This window comes from Streptomyces sp. NPDC041200 (genome assembly GCF_055591805.1).
Genome location: NZ_JBVIZF010000006.1, coordinates 26506 through 41870, shown reverse-complemented (window position 1 = coordinate 41870; position 15365 = coordinate 26506). Strand labels below are relative to the sequence as shown.

Below are 15365 nucleotides of genomic sequence, written 5' to 3'. Positions count from 1 at the left end.
GATGCCCCAGGACCGCCAGGACGACCCGTTCGCGTGGATCGACGCGGGGCGGGAGCAGCGCGGCCGAGCCGGGCTGCGGCGCGTGCTCCGCCCCCGGCCCGCCGACTCGCCGCTGCTGGACCTGGCGAGCAACGACTATCTGGGCCTGTCCCGGCACCCCGAGGTGACGGCCGCCGCGGCGGAGGCGGCGCACCGCTGGGGCGCCGGTTCGACCGGGTCCCGGCTGGTCACCGGTTCCACGGAGCTGCACGCGGCGCTGGAGGAGGAGCTGGCCGCGTTCTGCGGCTTCGAGGCGGCGCTGGTGTTCTCGTCCGGGTACGCCGCCAACCTGGCCGCGGTCTCGGCGCTGAGCGGCCGGGGCGCGCTCATCGTGTCCGACGCGGGCAACCACGCCTCGCTCATCGACGGCTGCCGGCTCTCCCGCGCCGAGGTCGCCGTCGCCCCGCACGCCGACCCCGGCGCCGCCGCCAAGGTCCTCGACGGGGCCCGGAAGGAGGACCCGGACCGCCGCGCGCTGGCCGTTTCCGACTCCGTCTTCTCGGTGGACGGCGACGTGGCGCCGCTGACCGGGCTCGCCGCCGCCTGCCGGGCGCACGGTGCGGCGCTCGTCGTGGACGACGCGCACGGCCTGGGGGTGGTGGGCGACGGCGGGCGCGGCGCCCCGTACGCCGCCGGGCTCGCGGGCGCGCCGGACGTGGTGGTCACGGTCACGCTGTCGAAGTCGCTGGGCAGCCAGGGCGGGGCGGTGCTGGGGCCCGCCCGGGTGATCGAGCACCTGGTGAACACCGCGCGCACGTTCATCTTCGACACCGGCCTCAACCCGGCCGCCGTGGGCGCCGCCCTGGCGGCCCTGCGGCTGCTGCGCGGGGAGCCGGAGCGCGCCGCCCGGGCCCGTACGGTCGCGGCGCGGCTGCACGCGCGGCTGACCGGTGCCGGGCTGAGGGCGGCGCGGCCCGACGCCTCGGTGGTGTCGGTGCGCGCGCCGTCCCCGGAGCAGGCGGTGCGCTGGGCCGCGGACTGCCGTGCGGCCGGTCTGGTGGTGGGCTGCTTCCGTCCCCCGTCCGTCCCCGACGGCATCTCCCGGGTACGGCTCACCGCTCGCGCGGATCTGACGGATCAGCAGGTGGAGAAGGCGGCCGACGTGATCGTGGGGACCGCACCGGCCGCCTGACGGATCGGTGTCCGGCGGTGTGGAGACTCCCGGCTACGGCCGGGAGGCACCCCCGGAGCCGGGGTCACCGAGATCGCCGTCGCACAGATCCCCGACGAACGAGGCCCAGGCGGACGGGGGGAACAGCAGAGCGGGTCCCGCGGTGTTCTTCGAGTCCCGCACGGCGAGCAGGCCCGGAGTCAGCCGGGCCGTTTCGACGCAGTTGTTCATTCCGACGCTATAGCTGCTGCGCAGCCAGACGACGGACTTGGCGGACAGATCGGACATGGTGCCCCCTCAGGCGCCGCCCCCGATTTCTTTGATGAAGGACAAGGAATCCTCTGGTGTCAGGGCGTTGGTCCGCAACACATCGAATGCGCTGCTGTACGCCCGGAGGTCTTCTTTCCGCTCCAGATAGAGGCTACTCGTCAAATGGTCGAGAACTACCACGTCAAGGTCAGTAATGTGTGGAAAAGAGAAGATAATGAAAGGACCGGTAATACCGATGGGCATTCCCGCGGAGAACGGCAGTACCTGCAGCCGCACCTGGGGTAACGCGGCCAGCTCCGCCAGTTGCCGCAGCTGAGCCCGCATCACCTCGGCGTCGCCCACTCCGCGCCGTAACACCGCCTCGTCGAGCACCGCGTGCAGCCGCAGCGGGCGGCGGCCCTCGCGCAGCACGGACTGGCGTGCGATCCGCACCTCGACCAGCGTGTTCAGCTGGTCCTCCGGCAGGTCCGGCAGCGCCGCCCGGGTCACCGTCCGCGCGTAGTCCGCGGTCTGCAGCAGCCCCGGCACCACCGTGGTCTCCAGCGTGTACGCGTCCGACGCCTCCGCCTCCAGGCTGATGAAGTCCCGGTAGGCGGGCGGCAGCAGATCGCGGTACGCGTACCACCAGCCGCGCCGCGACCCCTCCGGGTCCGAGGGGCCGCCGCCGCACAGCGCCTCCAGCAGCGCCCGCAGCTGCGGGTCGGTGACCCCGTACACCTCCAGCAGCCGTGCCACGTCCCCGGGCTTCGCCCCGCTGCGCCCGGTCTCGATCCGGCTCACCTTCGACTGGTGCCAGTCCAGCCGCCGCGCGGCCTCGCCGCTGGTGAGTCCCGCCAGATCGCGCTGGCGGCGCAGTTCCGCGCCGAGCTTGCGGCGGCGTACCGCCGGGCCGTACCGCATCCGAATTCCCTCCCGCTTGCCGGTCCGCTGTCCCGCCCTGTCATGCCGTGTCGTGACCGTGGCCCAGTCTGCCCGGCAAATCCGGTCTTCCGTAGCAGAGTTCACCGCTTCGGGCGACAGATATATGCATAACTCGGTGGATCGCCCCCGTCACGGCGAGCATCGGTGGCAGTCTGACGGTCAAAGCCGCCGGGGCCGCCCACCCGGACCCCAAGGCTGCGCCGGCGCCATCCGAACGCGTCCGCAGCCGCTCCCCGGCGGGAAAGGGACAGGCCGTCATGGCAGACCACCAGGAAGCATCCGTCACTCTGCCGAGCGCGCCCGCCTCGGTCCCCGCGGCCCGCGCCTACGTGGCGAACGTGCTGGCCGAATGGGGACTCGGGGAAGGCGAGGAGGCCGCGGACACCGTGCGGCTCATCGTCTCCGAGCTCGCCACCAACGCCGTACAGCACACCCTGGGCCAGTCGCCCACCTTCACCCTGGACATAAGGCTCGACCACGAGGGGAGGCTGGAGATCGGCGTCACCGACAGCCATCCGCGCCGCCCGCGGCGGCTGACCGCCGCCGCCCACCAGGACAACGGGCGGGGCCTGGTCATCATCGGCGCTCTGGCCGCCGAATCGGGCGGCGAGGTGTTCGTCACCCCCACCCCGGACGGGGGCAAGACCGTATGGATCGCCCTGCCATGGACCGTGCCGGTGCGCTAGGACTTGTCGTCGTGCGGCGCGTGCGCGGCCGGTGCGGTCGATGCGGCCGGTGCGCCGCGGCCCACCTGGCGGCGGATCCACCGAGGGAGGACGCCCCACAGCCCGCAGCACACCGCGAACGTGCCCGCCGCCGCCGCGATCCCCGAGGCGCGCCCCAGCACCACGTCCACCACCAGCAGCACCGCCCCGGTGAACGCCATCGTCAGCACGCACAGACCGGCCGAGGCCAGCTTCCCCGAAACATCCACGACCCGCCGCTTGGCCCCCCTCCGGAACAGCGCCCGGTGCAGCGCCGCCGGGGCCGTGAACAGGGCTGCCGCCACGACCGCGAGCAGCAGCGTGGAGACGTAGGTGCCGCGCTGCACCGCATCCAGCGATCCGAAGCGGTCGGTGAAGGCGAGGGTCAGCAGGAAGGCGAACAAGATCTGCACACCCGTCTGGGTGACCCGCAGCTCCTGCAGCAGCTCGGCGAAGTTCCGGTCGTCACGCTCCAGCGCGGTCTCGCGACGGACGGTTCTCGGGGCGTCGTTCTTCATACGCATCCGGGTTACCGGAACCGGTCACACTACGCGCTCGACCTGCCCCGTAGCCGTCCGCGCCTCGGTCAGCTCCAGGATGCGCGCGTACGTACGGCCCGCGTCCGGGCTGATCAGATAGTGCGGCATATCGCCGCGCTCGATCACCCCGCACGGGCTCGTGCCCATCAGATACGAGGAATAGAGGATCAGCCCGTTCCGCTGGCGCGGATCGACGGCCAGCGCCGAGAAGCCGGGGAACTCGTCCGTCTGGTAGACCCGCAAACCGTCCGCCGCCGCCCCGTACCGCTCCTTGAACCGGCCGAACCGCTCCAGCGAATCCTTGATCTTCCGGGTCATGTCCTCCTGGTACTGCCGCGACAGGGTCGCCGCCGCGTCCGAGGACGGATCCAGCAGATAGCAGCGGTACACCCCGCCCCGGCGCAGCAGGCCCAGCACCGCGTCGCGGTAGCGGGCCGGGCGCTCCGTGGTGACCAGCCGGGACGACGAGGTGCGCAGCGCGGTGCCCATGTCGAGCACCTCCGCCGACGCCGCGTCCAGCAGCCGCGCCTTCTCCGGCGAGCTGGGCCGCTCGGGATAGGCGTGCACGGGCGTGCCGCCCGCCAGCCCCCGGCCCGCCAGCCACGCCTTGGCCGCCTCGCCCGGGCCGCCCTCGCCCGCCATCAGATAGACGTCCTTGCCCTCATGGCTGCCGACGTGCGCGAACAGCTCCGCATACCGGCCCGCGGTGCGGTACACGTCCTCCGAGACCGCCAGACAGTCCGGCGGTGTCGCCTTCTCCAGATGCGCGGCCAGATTGATGTCGGGGGAGTGGATGGTGCCGGTGCGGCCCTCGCCGGTGTGCCGGATCGCCCCCTTGTGCACCGCCATCCGCACATGCAGCTCGCCGTCCACCCCGGCCTGCGCGAACTCGTCCCGCAGATGCCGCAGGTCGAGGGTGAGGAACGCCCGGGCCGCCTCCAGCGCGACATCCCGGGCGACGCTCTCGCTGTCGTCGTGGATCGCGAAGAACCCGCCGTCCCCGCGCCAGTTCCACAGATCGCTGCGGGCACAGCGGTGCCGCGCGGAGACCTGGCCGATGCGCGCCCGCATCCGCTCCCGCAGCAGATCGAAGCCGTGGGCGGCCCGGTCCCTGGGATTCGAGCGGACGATCGTCGAATAGCCGGAGGTGTCGACGAAGACCAGATACACCTGGTCGTAGGTCCGGTCCGCCTGGAACTGATCGTTCAACGTAGCTCCCCCTCCCGCCGCCGGTCTCCCCGAACCAGCGGCCCCGGCCCACGCTAACGCCTCACGACGGCGCTCACACCAGACCGCGCTCGACCGCGCCGCGCTCCACACAGAACTCGTTGCCCTCGGGGTCGGCCATCACGACCCACCCCATCCCGTCGTCCGTGCGCCGGTCGTCGCCCGGCGCGTCCTCGTCCGTGATGGCGTAGCCGGTCAGCTCGGACCAGAACAGCGCCAGGGCGTACGGGTCGTGGGCGTCGAAGGAGATGTGCCGGACCGGATTGAGATACGTCATGCGGTTCCTCCGGTGGTGACGGGGGACCAGGGCCGTTGCCCTGACCCGCCGTCAACCTCACCCCGGGCACTGACACCCGCCCCTGTCAGCGCACCTTCCCGTACGAGATCTTCGTGGTCCAGATCCGCTCCAGGCGCACCACCGTGCCCGCCTTCGGCGCGTGCCAGACGCGGCCGCTGCCCGCGTAGAGGCCGACGTGGTACACGCTGCCGCCGGAATGGAAGAAGACCAGGTCACCGCCCTTGCGGGCGGAGGTCTTGATGTGGCGGGTGCGGTTGTACTGGGCGGCGGCGGTGCGTGGCAGCCGCTTCCCGGCCCGCTTGTACGCGTACTGGGTGAGCCCCGAGCAGTCGAAGCGGTGGGGCCCCGCCGCGCCGTACACATAGGGCGCGCCCTTCTTCGACGCCGCGATCCGCAGCGCCTTGACCGCCGCGGTCGCCGCGTCGGCCTGCTGTGGCAGCGCGGGCACCGCCACGGTGCTGCCGACGGCGGCGGCGGTGAGGGCCGAGACGGCACTGGCCCGGGAGACCATTCTGGGGATCCGTATGTGCGCGGTCATCTCGCACACCACCCTTCGGTGACCGGGTTTCGGTCGTTCCCAGGGATGGTCACCCGCCGCGGTCGCCGGTTCCGAGCCGAGCGGGCGGCGTGTGAGGGTGGTCATGGCTCTGCCGTTCGGGTGACCGGGGCGGGCCGTGGCCCGGCCCCCGGCCCGCGACGACGGCGGTATCGGCGACGGCGGCCGCAAGCCGGGGACAGCGGCGCGCCGGGATCCGGACTGCGCCGTTCGGGTGACGCCGCCAGGCCCCGGGGCGGGCCGACCGGGCTCAGTGTGGTGAGACGGTCGGCAGCGTCACCCGCTCGGAGCGCCGCTCCCCGTCCAGCACCCGCAGCGCCCGGGCCAGCGTCGCGGTGTGCAGCTCGCTCTCGCCGCGCTCGTGCATCAGCGTCAGCGCGTCCCGTAGCGCGATGGCCTTCCCGACCAGGGCCTGGGCGGCGCGCAGCCCGCTGTAGGTGTCATGGCCGCGGGCCGGATTGATCCGGCCGAGCAGATCGACCGCCTCCAGGTAGCCGTCCACGAGGTCTCCCTCGGCCCGGGTCAGCGCGGGCAGCGGGGGCAGTTCCGGCGGAAACATCGGCGCGCTCACCTCTCCCCGGGCAGCGAACCCGCACGCTTACGGCTCTGGGTGATCTCGTCCACCAGCCCGTACGCCACCGCGGCCGCGGCGTCGAAGATCCGGTCGCGCTCGATGTCCGCGCGGATCCGCTCGGCGCTCTGGCCGGTGTGCCGCACCAGCATCTCCTCCAGCAGCGCCTGGGTCCGCAGCAGCTCAGTGGCCTGGATCGCCAGATCCGAGGTGGTGCCCTCGACGGGCTCGCTGAACGCGGCCTGGTGGATGAGCACCCGCGCACCCGGCAGTGCCAGCCGCTTGCCCGGCGCCCCGGCGGCGAGCAGCACGGCGGCCGCCGACGCGGCCTGGCCCAGGCAGATGGTCTCGATGTCGCAGGTGGCGAAGCGCATCGTGTCGTAGATCGCCGTCATCGCGCCGAACGAGCCGCCCGGGGAGTTGATGTAGAGCGAGATGTCCTGGTCGGGCCCGGCGTGTTCGAGGTGGATGAGCTGCGCGATCACATCGTTGGCGGCGGTGTCGTCGATGGGCGTGCCGAGGAAGACGATGCGCTCGGAGAGCAGCTTGGAATAGGGGTCCATGGTGCGCACGCCGGTGCTGGTGCGCTCGGTGAACTCGGGCAGGACATAGCGCGCGGCAGGTCGTTCCATCGCGGTCACCTCTGGGACTCGGTTCCGTAAAAAATGTACAGGATGTACGTCCCGTACGATGGGGAGCATGGCGTACGAGATTCCGGTGACGCAAGCCCGGGCGGAGCTGGCGGAGCTGATCAACCGCGTGGTCTACGGCGGTGAGCGGGTGGTCCTCACCCGGCATGGAAAGCCGCTGGTCGCCCTCGTGTCCTCGGCTGACCTGCAACGACTCGACGCGATCGAGGCGGAGGCGGAGGAGCAGGTGATCAGTACGGTGTCGGTGACGCGCTCTTCTTCGTCCGCTCCCGGCGAACGGCGGCGCTTCGGTATCGCGGCAGAACACCGCGGCCCGGACGCCGGGGATCGGCATCCGGGCCGCGAATGATGCGGGTCCTTGAGGGTTCGGCTTAGGAGCTGAGCTGCCACACCGCGTGGGCGATGGCGTCGCTGTTGCGGTCCAGCGCGGTGTCGTCGACGTTGGACGTCTTGTCGCACGCGGAGTGGTAGCACGGATCGAAGGGCTCGCCCGCCTCGCCGCCCCACTGGTCCGCCTGCGCCTGGGTCTTGGCGGACTCGGCGCCGGTGAACAGCCCGCCGACCCGCACTCCGGCGTCCTTGAACGGGGCGTGGTCCGACCGGCCGTCGCCCTCGGTCTCCTTCTCGGTCGCGATGTCCTTGGCCGCGTACCAGTCCTTGAAGACCTTCTCCAGCTCCGGGTCGTCGTCGTAGACGAAGTACCCGGGGTTGGGCGAGCCGAGCATGTCGAAGTTCAGATACGAGTCGATCTTCGACTTCTCGTCGGACTTCAGGCTGTCCACGTAGTGCGTGGAGCCGACCATGCCGTCCTCCTCATCGCCCCACCAGGCGAACCGCAGATGCTTGGTGGGCTTGAGGTCGGCCTTGGCCACGGCGAGCGCGACCTCGAGGATCGCGGCGGAGCCCGATCCGTTGTCGTTGATGCCGGGGCCCGCCTCGACCGAGTCGAGGTGCGAACCGGCCATGAGCACCTGGTCGGCGCTGCCGCCCGGCCAGTCGGCGACGAGGTTGTAGCCCTTGGCGCCGCCCGAGGTGAACTCCTGGACGGAGGTCTTGAATCCGGCCGCGTCCAGCTTGCCCTTGATGTAGTCCAGGGACGCCCGGTAGCCCGGCTGTCCGTGGGCGCGGTTGCCGCCGTTCTCGTCGGCGATCGTCTGGAGCTGGTCCAGGTCGGCCTTGACCGCCTTCACGTCGATGTCCGGTGCGGCGGCGCGGGGGGTGGTGGTGGCCTGGGCCGCGGAGGCCCCGCTCAGCAGGGCGGCGGCGAGGGCGGCGCAGGTTCCGGCCGCGAGCGTGCCACGGCGAAATGGCGCTATTCGATGCACAGTTGGGCTCCGTAGTGATGTGGGGGGTTTGTGCGGAGCTGATGGATCATGATGCGGACATGAGGATCATCGTTTTTACGTGTAATCGTCAAGAGCGATTCTTTGCCGACGCGTTAACCAGCCTGAAACGCCGCCCAACTAGCCTTCGGTAGTCGTGCGTGAGGATGAGGTGGGACGACGTGCATTTGACGCCGCACGAGCAGGAGCGCCTGCTGATCCATGTGGCTGCTGACGTGGCTGAAAAGAGACGGTCTCGGGGGGTGGTGCTCAACCATCCCGAGGCCATCGCGCTGATCACCGTGCACATCCTGGAGGGTGCCAGGGACGGCCGTACCGTCGCCGAACTGATGGCCTCCGGCCGCAAGGTGCTCACCCGCGACGAGGTCATGGAGGGTGTCCCCGAGATGATCCACGACGTCCAGGTCGAGGCCACTTTCCCGGACGGCACCAAGCTCGTCACCGTCCACCAGCCGATCGTCTGACGGGAGGCCGCGTTCCATGATCCCCGGAGAGATCCTTTACGCGGACGAGCCGGTACGGCTCAACGAGGGGCGGCCGGTCATCCGGCTCACCGTGCTCAACGCGGCCGACCGGCCGGTCCAGGTCGGCTCCCACTACCACTTCGCCGAGGCCAACCCGGGCCTCACGTTCGACCGCGCCGCGGCCCGCGGCCACCGGCTGCACATCGCGGCGGGCACCGCCGTGCGCTTCGAACCGGGCCTCCCCGTCGAGGTGGAGCTGGTGCCGCTGGCGGGCGCGCGGGTCGTCCCCGGGCTGCGCGGCGAGACGGGAGGCGCGCTGTGACGGAGCTGAGCCGCGCCACGTACGCGGACCTGTTCGGACCGACCGCGGGGGATCGTATACGGCTCGCCGACACCGACCTCGTGGTCGAGATCGAGGAGGACCGCTGCGGCGGCCCCGGCCGCTCCGGCGACGAGGCGGTCTTCGGCGGCGGCAAGGTGATCCGCGAGTCCATGGGCCAGGCCCGGACGACCCGCGCCGAGGGCGCCCCCGACACGGTGATCACCGGTGCCGTGGTGCTCGACCACTGGGGCGTGATCAAGGCCGACGTCGGGCTGCGGGACGGCCGTATCACCGGGCTCGGCAAGGCCGGGAACCCCGACACCATGGACGGTGTCCACCCCGATCTCGTCATCGGCCCCGAGACCGAGGTCATCGCGGGCAACGGCAGGATCCTCACCGCGGGCGCCATCGACGCCCACGTCCACTTCATCTCCCCGACCCTCGTCGACCAGGCGCTGTCCTCGGGCATCACCACCCTCGTCGGCGGCGGCACCGGGCCCGCCGAGGGCACCAAGGCGACCACCATCACCCCCGGTCCCTGGCACCTTGCCCGGATGTTCGAGGCGCTGGAGGCGTACCCCGTCAACATCGGGCTGCTCGGCAAGGGCAACACCGTCTCGCGGGACGGCATGTGGTCCCAACTGCGCGGCGGGGCCCTCGGGTTCAAGATCCATGAGGACTGGGGCGCGACCCCCGCCGCGATCGACGCCTGCCTCGGTGTCTGCGAGGAGAGCGGCGCCCAGCTCGCCATCCACACCGACACCCTCAACGAGGCCGGGTTCGTCGCCGACACCCTCGCCGCGATCGCCGGACGCTCCATCCACGCGTACCACACCGAGGGCGCGGGCGGCGGCCACGCGCCCGACATCATCACGGTGGTCTCCCAGCCGAACGTGCTGCCCAGCTCCACCAATCCGACCCGGCCGCACACCGTCAACACGGTCGAGGAGCACCTCGACATGCTGATGGTCTGCCACCACCTCAACCCGGCCGTCCCCGAGGACCTCGCCTTCGCCGAATCCCGCATCCGGCCCGGCACCATCGCGGCCGAGGACATCCTGCACGACCTCGGCGCCATCTCGATCATCTCCTCCGACTCCCAGGCCATGGGCCGCATCGGCGAAGTCATCCTGCGCACCTGGCAGACCGCCCACGTCATGAAGCGGCGCCGGGGCGCCCTGCCGGGGGACGGGCGCGCGGACAACCGGCGGGCGCGGCGCTACGTCGCCAAATACACCATCAACCCGGCGGTGGCACAGGGCCTCGACGGCGAGATCGGCTCGGTGGAGCCGGGGAAGCTGGCCGACCTGGTGCTGTGGGAGCCCGCCTTCTTCGGCGTCAAGCCGCACCTGGTGCTCAAGGGCGGGCAGATCGCGTACGCGCAGATGGGCGACGCCAACGCGTCCATCCCCACCCCGCAACCGGTGCTGCCCCGGCCCATGTTCGGCGCGATGGGCCGCGCCCCGGCCGCCAACTCCCTCAACTTCGTGACGCGGACCGCCCTGGACGACGGCCTGGCGGACCGCCTCGGCCTCGGGAAGCGGTTCGTGCCGATCCGCGGGACGCGCGGGGTGACCAAGGCGGACATGCGGGAGAACGACGCGCTGCCGCGGGTGGAGGTCGACCCGGACACCTTCACGGTGACCATCGACGGCGACCCCGTCGACCCGGCCCCCGCCACGGAACTCCCCATGGCCCAGCGGTACTTCCTCTTCTGACCGCGATGACGACGAACGACACCGCGCCCACGCCGCCGCCCCTGGGCGCCCCGACCTCCGGCTCGCCCGCCATGCCGCCCGGCGGTGCCGCGCCGTTGACCCCTGGCGGGGGTGCGTCCGCCGCTCTTGGCGGGGTCGCGCCGGGGCCCGGTGGGGCCGCCCCCGTGGTGCCTGGTGGGGTTTCGCTCCCGGCCGCGGCTGGGGGCGCGTCGGCGGAGCTTGGTGGGGCTGCGGCGTTGGCGCACGGCGGGGCCGTGGCGGCTGCCCCGAGTGGGGGCGCGCCTCCGGCGCTCGGTGGGGCCGTCGGCGCGTTGCTCATCCTCGCCGATGGGCGGTTTCCGGCCGGGGGACACGCGCACTCCGGTGGGGGCGAGGCCGCCGTCAAGGCTGGGCGGGTCCGGGACGCGGGCAGTCTGGAGGCGTTCTGCCGGGGGCGGCTGCACACCGCCGGGCTCACCGCCGCCGCGCTCGCCGCCGCGGCCGCCGCCGGGGTGGATCCGCTCGTGCTCGACGAGGCCGCCGACGCCCGGACCCCCGCCCCCGCGCTGCGCGCCACCGCGCGGCGCCTCGGGCGGCAGCTGATGCGCGCCGCCCGCGCCACCTGGCCCTCGCCCGAGCTGGACGCCCTCGCCGCCGCCCGTCCGCGCGGCGCCCACCAGCCCGTCGTCCAGGGGCTGGCCGCGCGCGCCGCCGGGCTCGATCCCACGGCCGCCGCGTACGCCGCCGCGTACGAGTCGGCCGGGGGACCGGCGTCCGCCGCCGTACGGCTGCTCAGCCTCGACCCGTTCGACGCAACCGGCGTCCTCGCCCGCCTCGCCCCCGAGATCGACCAGGTCGCCGCCCGCGCCGCCGAGGCGGCGCACCGGGCCCTCGTCGAGGGGCCCGGTGTGCTGCCCGCCGCCTCGGCGCCGCTGCTCGACATCGCCGCCGAGCAGCACGCCACCTGGCCCGTACGCCTCTTCGCCTCGTAATCGCCCGAACATCCCGGAGCCGCCATGCACCTCGACCACCCCGAGACCTACCCGCAGCGCCACACCCACGGCGCCGCCCCCCGCCGCCCCGACGGCACCCGCCGGGCGCTGCGCGTCGGGCTCGGCGGACCGGTCGGCTCCGGCAAGACCGCGACCGTCGCCGCCCTGTGCCGGGCGCTGCGCGACGAGTGGTCGATCGCCGTCGTCACCAACGACATCTACACCCGCGAGGACGCCGAGTTCCTGCTGCGCACCGCGGTGCTGCCCGCGGCGCGCATCACCGCCGTGGAGACCGGCGCCTGCCCGCACACCGCGATCCGTGACGACATCTCCGCCAACCTCGAAGCGGTCGAGGACCTGGAGGAGAGCGTCGGCCCGCTCGACCTCGTACTGGTCGAGTCCGGTGGCGACAACCTCACCGCGACCTTCTCCAAGGGCCTGGTCGACGCGCAGGTGTTCGTCATCGACGTCGCGGGCGGCGACGACATCCCGCGCAAGGGCGGCCCGGGCGTGACGACGGCCGACCTCCTCGTCGTCAACAAGACGGACCTCGCCCCGTACGTCGGGTCCGACCTGGAGCGCATGGCGCGCGACGCCAAGGAGCAGCGCGGCGAACTGCCCGTCGCCTTCACCTCCCTGGTCGCGGCGGACGGCGTCCGTCCGATCGCCGACTGGGTCCGGGAGCGGCTGGCCGCCTGGACGGCGGCCCCGGCGTGACCAGTACGGGCGGCGCGACCGGCACCGCCGTACGCGCCGCCGCCCGCCTCGACGCCGCCGCGGACGGCCGAGGCGGCACCGCGCTGCCCGTGCTGGCCGGGGACGGGCCGCTCGCCCTGCGGCGGACCCGGGCGTCCGGCGACGGCGAGGCGTGCGTCACCGTGGTCGGCGCGATGAGCGCCCCGCTCGGCGGCGACCACATCGCGCTGACCGCGACGGTCGGCCCCGGCGCCCGGCTCCGCGTCGGCTCGGCGGCCGCCACGCTCGCGCTGCCCGGCCGCTCCGCCGAGCCCGCTCACTACGCGGTCCGGCTGACCGTCGCGGACGGCGCCACCCTGCACTGGCTGCCCGAACCCCTGATCTCCGCACACGGCAGCGATCTGCGCATGACCACCACCGTCGAACTCGCCCCGACCGCCCGCCTGGTGCTGCGCGAGGAACAGATCCTCGGCCGCTCCGGCGAGCCCCCGGGGCGGCTGACCAGCCGCCTCACCGTGCACCGCGGGGGGCGCCCGCTGCTGGACCAGGAGCTGTCGTACGGTCCCGGCGCGCCCGGCTGGGACGGCGGCGCGGTGCTCGGCGGGCACCGGGCGGCCGGTCAGCTCCTCGTCGTCGACCAGGCGTTCGGCGGCGACCCCGTGCCGCCCCGGCTGCTCGCCGACACGGCCGTCATCACCCCGCTCGCCGGTCCCGCCGCCCTGGTCAGCGCCGTGGCGGCGGATGGGCTCCGGCTGCGCCGGATCCTGGACGAGGCGCTCAGCTCGCTGCCGACGCCGGGGCGATGTCCCGTACGAACACCGGCTTGAGCCGCTTCTCGGGCAGGGCCTCGGGCAACTGCTCCCAGTCCAGGACATGGGAGACGACGCGCTCGGGCGCCACCTTCCCGGACCCGGCGAGTGCGAGCGCGTCGGGCAGATGGCTGCGCACGTTGTCCCGGGCGACGCGCAGGGTGACACCGGTGAGGTACATGTCGAGCAGCGGCAGTTCGCCGGGCCGGAAGTGGTTGCCCGCGCTCTCGCAGATGCCCTCGGGAGCGAGCGAGGTGAGGGCGAGGGTCAGCTGATCGACACGGCCGGTGGCCTCGACGGCGATGTCGAAGCCGTGCCGGATCGGCTCGATCGCCTCAGCGGTACGGGCGCCATAACTCTCGGCGAGCTTCCGGTGCTCCGCGTCGGGATCGACGTACAGCACGTCGGAGGCGCCGAGCGCGCGGGCGATGTCGCACACGTACAGCCCGATGCTGCCCCGGGCGACGACCAGCACCCGCGCTCCGGGGCGGGCCGCCAGATGCGGGGCTACCAGGCGCCGCGCGAGGGACCAGTTGTCGCTGGCCGAGGCCATGGCGATGGGGTCGAGACCCGGCGGCAGCGGGACCAGCATGGCGTCCGCGTACGGTACCCGCACCAGATCGGAGAACAGCCCGCCCCAACTGCCGCCGATCGGCGCGCCGTACATCGCCATGTGCGGGACCGACGCGCAGTGGGCGGTCAGCCCGGCGCGGCAGTGGTCGCAGTCGCCGCAGTTGATGGACCAGGGCACGACGACGAGATCGCCGGGGGCGGCACCGGTCACCGCGTCGCCCGCGTCGACGACGCGGGCCACGCATTCGTGGCCGAGCGGGAACGGCGGGTCGATGAAGCTGTGCCCGGCGAGGATCGCGGAGTCCACGTCGCAGGCGGTGGCGGCCACCGGTGCGACGATCGCGTCCCGGCCGGACTCCAGCCGGGGGTCGGGGGCCTCGCGCCACTCGACGGTGTGCCGTGCGACGTACGTCAGTTCACGCATCGCTCTCCCCCTCCGCGCTCTGCTCCTTGCCCTGGCGGGCGAGGGCGACCAGATCGGCGTACCGGATGACCGATCCACCGGCGCCCCAGGTGCCGTCCGGCTGCTCGTGGATCAGCACCCATACCCGCAGCGCCTCGTCGGGCGAGAGCCCGGCGGCCTTCAGCACGGCCTGGGTCGCGTCCTCGACCAGACCGGCCTTGCGGCGCTCGGACAGGGCGCCCTGGGGCGCGGTGACGTCCACGAGGAAGCGCGGAGCGTCGTCCTCCGCGGTGGTCTGGGCCCCCTCGGGCAGTTCGATCAGATGACTCCACGCCTGGGCGCGGAAGAAGGCCGTGTCGGGCGCGCCCTCCCAGTGCAGCAGCAGGGCGGCGAGATCGCGCTGAATGCCCGCGCGGCCCTCCTCGGTGAGGGCACCGGTCGGGGCGGTCAGCCGGATCATCGGCATGGCAGTTCCTCAGCTCTCGTGCTTGCGAACGCGACGACGGCGCCGCGTTATGACAGTCGTTATAACGCGGGTCACGCTAGGCTATGACGAGCGTTATAGCCAGAGGGTGGAGTGAACATGACCAAGGGCGGCCCGCAGGCCCGGCAGCGGATCGTGGCCGGTGCCGCCGACATGATCAGTCGGCGCGGCCTGAACGCCACGAGCATCCGCGAGATGGCCAAGCACGCCCGGGCGCCACTCGGCTCCACGTACCACTACTTCCCCGAGGGCAAGCAGCAGTTGGCCACCGAGGCCGTCCGGTACGCGGGCGAGACCGTCGCCCACATCCTCCGCGAGGAGCTGGAGGCGGGCCCGGCCGCGGGGCTCCGGGCGTTCCTCGCCCTGTGGCGCGGGATCGTCATCGACACCGATTTCCGGGCCGGTTGCCCGGTCCTGGCCGTCTCCATCGAGGAACCCCCGCCCGGCGAGGCCCCGCCCGCCCTGGCCGCCGCCGCGGCCGTCTTCGAGGACTGGGAGGAGCTGCTCGCCGCCTCCCTGCGGGAGCACGGCGCCGCGCCCGGGCAGGCGGAGCAGCTCGCGACGCTCGTCGTCGCGGCCGTCGAGGGAACCGTGGCCATGTGCCGCGCCAAGCGCAGCGTTCGGCCTCTCGACCACACCGCCGAGCAGCTTCAGGCCCTCATCGCCGCCGCGATCGAAGGCTGAGTGGGCTGTGAA

Annotated in this window: 21 protein-coding genes; 10 read left to right on the top strand and 11 right to left on the bottom strand. The window is 72.9% G+C overall.

Annotated features, from left to right (window positions below):
* The first annotated feature begins 1 nt into the window (after position 1).
* Complete coding sequence (locus ACZ6CL_RS17190) at positions 2–1171, top strand: 8-amino-7-oxononanoate synthase (protein ID WP_468936925.1); 1170 nt, start codon at positions 2–4, stop codon at positions 1169–1171.
* 33 nt (positions 1172–1204) lie between these two features.
* Here the strand turns inward: ACZ6CL_RS17190 and ACZ6CL_RS17185 are convergent, their stop codons facing one another.
* Both ACZ6CL_RS17185 and ACZ6CL_RS17180 read right to left on the bottom strand, forming a co-directional pair.
* Positions 1205–1438, bottom strand: coding sequence for a DUF397 domain-containing protein (locus ACZ6CL_RS17185; RefSeq protein WP_468936923.1), 234 nt, complete (start codon positions 1436–1438; stop codon positions 1205–1207).
* 9 nt (positions 1439–1447) lie between these two features.
* On the bottom strand, positions 1448–2320 hold the full coding sequence (locus tag ACZ6CL_RS17180) for a helix-turn-helix domain-containing protein (protein ID WP_468936921.1): 873 nt from the start codon (positions 2318–2320) through the stop codon (positions 1448–1450).
* A 278-nt stretch (positions 2321–2598) separates the two neighbouring features.
* Between ACZ6CL_RS17180 and ACZ6CL_RS17175 the strand changes: the two genes are divergently transcribed.
* Entirely contained in the window at positions 2599–3027 is a 429-nt protein-coding gene (locus ACZ6CL_RS17175; RefSeq protein WP_468936919.1) for an ATP-binding protein, read from the top strand.
* On the opposite strand, the gene ACZ6CL_RS17170 is transcribed toward ACZ6CL_RS17175, so the two are convergent.
* From ACZ6CL_RS17170 to ACZ6CL_RS17145, 6 genes are all read right to left on the bottom strand, one after another.
* Entirely contained in the window at positions 3024–3563 is a 540-nt protein-coding gene (locus ACZ6CL_RS17170) for a DUF6328 family protein (RefSeq protein WP_468937122.1), read from the bottom strand. The two genes, ACZ6CL_RS17175 and ACZ6CL_RS17170, sit on opposite strands and share 4 nt — an antisense overlap.
* Positions 3564–3587: 24 nt before the next feature.
* Positions 3588–4793: a nucleotidyl cyclase domain-containing protein gene (locus tag ACZ6CL_RS17165; protein WP_468936917.1), complete on the bottom strand. Its 1206-nt coding sequence runs from the start codon at positions 4791–4793 to the stop codon at positions 3588–3590.
* Positions 4794–4866: 73 nt separating this feature from the next.
* The gene (locus tag ACZ6CL_RS17160; RefSeq protein WP_468936915.1) at positions 4867–5088 is read right to left on the bottom strand and encodes a VOC family protein; all 222 of its coding nucleotides are present in this window, start codon (positions 5086–5088) and stop codon (positions 4867–4869) included.
* A gap of 85 nt (positions 5089–5173) precedes the next feature.
* On the bottom strand, positions 5174–5647 hold the full coding sequence (locus ACZ6CL_RS17155; protein WP_468936913.1) for a C40 family peptidase: 474 nt from the start codon (positions 5645–5647) through the stop codon (positions 5174–5176).
* Positions 5648–5915: 268 nt separating this feature from the next.
* Positions 5916–6224 carry a hypothetical protein gene (locus tag ACZ6CL_RS17150; RefSeq protein ID WP_468936911.1) on the bottom strand — a complete coding sequence of 103 codons (309 nt, stop codon included), beginning with the start codon at positions 6222–6224 and terminating at the stop codon, positions 5916–5918.
* 8 nt (positions 6225–6232) lie between these two features.
* Entirely contained in the window at positions 6233–6868 is a 636-nt protein-coding gene (locus tag ACZ6CL_RS17145) for an ATP-dependent Clp protease proteolytic subunit (RefSeq protein ID WP_468936909.1), read from the bottom strand.
* 67 nt (positions 6869–6935) lie between these two features.
* Between ACZ6CL_RS17145 and ACZ6CL_RS17140 the strand changes: the two genes are divergently transcribed.
* Entirely contained in the window at positions 6936–7235 is a 300-nt protein-coding gene (locus ACZ6CL_RS17140) for a type II toxin-antitoxin system Phd/YefM family antitoxin (protein ID WP_468936907.1), read from the top strand.
* Positions 7236–7257: 22 nt separating this feature from the next.
* Here the strand turns inward: ACZ6CL_RS17140 and ACZ6CL_RS17135 are convergent, their stop codons facing one another.
* Positions 7258–8211 carry a M28 family metallopeptidase gene (locus ACZ6CL_RS17135; protein WP_468936905.1) on the bottom strand — a complete coding sequence of 318 codons (954 nt, stop codon included), beginning with the start codon at positions 8209–8211 and terminating at the stop codon, positions 7258–7260.
* 179 nt (positions 8212–8390) lie between these two features.
* Here ACZ6CL_RS17135 and ACZ6CL_RS17130 point away from each other — a divergent pair, with 179 nt between their 5' ends.
* The 6 genes from ACZ6CL_RS17130 to ACZ6CL_RS17105 all read left to right on the top strand — a co-directional run bounded on the left by ACZ6CL_RS17130 (position 8391) and on the right by ACZ6CL_RS17105 (position 13227).
* The gene (locus tag ACZ6CL_RS17130) at positions 8391–8693 is read left to right on the top strand and encodes an urease subunit gamma (protein ID WP_468936903.1); all 303 of its coding nucleotides are present in this window, start codon (positions 8391–8393) and stop codon (positions 8691–8693) included.
* Positions 8694–8709: 16 nt separating this feature from the next.
* Positions 8710–9015 carry an urease subunit beta gene (locus tag ACZ6CL_RS17125; RefSeq protein ID WP_468936901.1) on the top strand — a complete coding sequence of 102 codons (306 nt, stop codon included), beginning with the start codon at positions 8710–8712 and terminating at the stop codon, positions 9013–9015.
* On the top strand, positions 9012–10733 hold the full coding sequence (locus tag ACZ6CL_RS17120; protein ID WP_468936899.1) for an urease subunit alpha: 1722 nt from the start codon (positions 9012–9014) through the stop codon (positions 10731–10733). The genes ACZ6CL_RS17125 and ACZ6CL_RS17120 overlap by 4 nt, the downstream gene beginning before the upstream one ends.
* A 254-nt stretch (positions 10734–10987) precedes the next feature.
* Positions 10988–11704: an urease accessory protein UreF gene (locus ACZ6CL_RS17115; protein WP_468936897.1), complete on the top strand. Its 717-nt coding sequence runs from the start codon at positions 10988–10990 to the stop codon at positions 11702–11704.
* A 24-nt stretch (positions 11705–11728) separates the two neighbouring features.
* Entirely contained in the window at positions 11729–12421 is a 693-nt protein-coding gene (gene ureG / locus ACZ6CL_RS17110; protein WP_468936895.1) for an urease accessory protein UreG, read from the top strand.
* The gene (locus ACZ6CL_RS17105) at positions 12418–13227 is read left to right on the top strand and encodes an urease accessory protein UreD (RefSeq protein ID WP_468936893.1); all 810 of its coding nucleotides are present in this window, start codon (positions 12418–12420) and stop codon (positions 13225–13227) included. The genes ureG and ACZ6CL_RS17105 overlap by 4 nt, the downstream gene beginning before the upstream one ends.
* Here ACZ6CL_RS17105 and ACZ6CL_RS17100 read toward each other — a convergent pair.
* Together ACZ6CL_RS17100 and ACZ6CL_RS17095 are read right to left on the bottom strand one after the other, a co-directional pair.
* Positions 13178–14206, bottom strand: a complete 1029-nt coding sequence (locus tag ACZ6CL_RS17100; RefSeq protein WP_468936891.1) for a zinc-dependent alcohol dehydrogenase — start codon at positions 14204–14206, stop codon at positions 13178–13180. The two genes, ACZ6CL_RS17105 and ACZ6CL_RS17100, sit on opposite strands and share 50 nt — an antisense overlap.
* Complete coding sequence (locus ACZ6CL_RS17095) at positions 14199–14651, bottom strand: tautomerase family protein (protein ID WP_468936889.1); 453 nt, start codon at positions 14649–14651, stop codon at positions 14199–14201. The genes ACZ6CL_RS17100 and ACZ6CL_RS17095 overlap by 8 nt, the downstream gene beginning before the upstream one ends.
* Positions 14652–14768: 117 nt before the next feature.
* Here ACZ6CL_RS17095 and ACZ6CL_RS17090 point away from each other — a divergent pair, with 117 nt between their 5' ends.
* Positions 14769–15353, top strand: a complete 585-nt coding sequence (locus ACZ6CL_RS17090; protein WP_468936887.1) for a TetR/AcrR family transcriptional regulator — start codon at positions 14769–14771, stop codon at positions 15351–15353.
* The last annotated feature ends 12 nt before the right edge of the window (positions 15354–15365 follow it).

Coding starts and splice junctions, on each gene's coding strand:
- ACZ6CL_RS17090 (WP_468936887.1), top strand. CDS start 14,769: ATGACCAAGGGCGGCCCGCAGGCCCGGCAGCGGATCGTGGCCGGTGCC.
- ACZ6CL_RS17150 (WP_468936911.1), bottom strand. CDS start 6,224: ATGTTTCCGCCGGAACTGCCCCCGCTGCCCGCGCTGACCCGGGCCGAG.
- ACZ6CL_RS17185 (WP_468936923.1), bottom strand. CDS start 1,438: ATGTCCGATCTGTCCGCCAAGTCCGTCGTCTGGCTGCGCAGCAGCTAT.
- ureG (WP_468936895.1), top strand. CDS start 11,729: ATGCACCTCGACCACCCCGAGACCTACCCGCAGCGCCACACCCACGGC.
- ACZ6CL_RS17095 (WP_468936889.1), bottom strand. CDS start 14,651: ATGCCGATGATCCGGCTGACCGCCCCGACCGGTGCCCTCACCGAGGAG.
- ACZ6CL_RS17175 (WP_468936919.1), top strand. CDS start 2,599: ATGGCAGACCACCAGGAAGCATCCGTCACTCTGCCGAGCGCGCCCGCC.
- ACZ6CL_RS17190 (WP_468936925.1), top strand. CDS start 2: ATGCCCCAGGACCGCCAGGACGACCCGTTCGCGTGGATCGACGCGGGG.
- ACZ6CL_RS17140 (WP_468936907.1), top strand. CDS start 6,936: ATGGCGTACGAGATTCCGGTGACGCAAGCCCGGGCGGAGCTGGCGGAG.
- ACZ6CL_RS17170 (WP_468937122.1), bottom strand. CDS start 3,563: ATGAAGAACGACGCCCCGAGAACCGTCCGTCGCGAGACCGCGCTGGAG.
- ACZ6CL_RS17160 (WP_468936915.1), bottom strand. CDS start 5,088: ATGACGTATCTCAATCCGGTCCGGCACATCTCCTTCGACGCCCACGAC.
- ACZ6CL_RS17155 (WP_468936913.1), bottom strand. CDS start 5,647: ATGACCGCGCACATACGGATCCCCAGAATGGTCTCCCGGGCCAGTGCC.
- ACZ6CL_RS17145 (WP_468936909.1), bottom strand. CDS start 6,868: ATGGAACGACCTGCCGCGCGCTATGTCCTGCCCGAGTTCACCGAGCGC.
- ACZ6CL_RS17180 (WP_468936921.1), bottom strand. CDS start 2,320: ATGCGGTACGGCCCGGCGGTACGCCGCCGCAAGCTCGGCGCGGAACTG.
- ACZ6CL_RS17125 (WP_468936901.1), top strand. CDS start 8,710: ATGATCCCCGGAGAGATCCTTTACGCGGACGAGCCGGTACGGCTCAAC.
- ACZ6CL_RS17100 (WP_468936891.1), bottom strand. CDS start 14,206: ATGCGTGAACTGACGTACGTCGCACGGCACACCGTCGAGTGGCGCGAG.